Origin of the sequence: Flavobacterium aureirubrum (assembly GCF_038739835.1) — a bacterium.
In the GTDB taxonomy this organism is placed as follows: Bacteria; Bacteroidota; Bacteroidia; order Flavobacteriales; family Flavobacteriaceae; genus Flavobacterium; species Flavobacterium aureirubrum.
The window spans coordinates 1-318 of the sequence record NZ_JBCGDO010000105.1; the positions used below are offsets into that span (position 1 = coordinate 1).

A 318-nucleotide genomic window follows, 5' to 3' on the forward strand; every position below is an offset into this window, starting at 1 on the left:
TGCTGCGTTTGATGTTGTAGACTAGCATGATCAAACTGTGTTCGCCATTTACTTTTTCTAATCCTATTAAATCGGTGTAGTTGTATCCCCATTTTCGCTTTATTGTGCCAAAAATGTGCTCATTAATCTCCTGTCTTTTGCGGTATAGTTGTGGATTGTCTTTGTATCGCTGGTGATTTTCTTCTACGGCATCGGCATATTGGCTTCGATCAATCTCTCGTCCTCCTTTTCTACTGGTGCATTGGTCTTTTACTGGGCAGGTTTTGCAGGCTGGTGTTCGGTATTTTTGGTACATATAACCGCTTTCTTCGGTGCGAC

General features: G+C 42.1%; 1 protein-coding gene. It reads right to left on the reverse strand.

Translation table 11 applies throughout. The features are described 5' to 3' along the window. A partial coding sequence (locus tag WFZ85_RS16130; protein WP_461782276.1) for a transposase occupies nt 1-318 on the reverse strand: 318 nt, incomplete at both ends.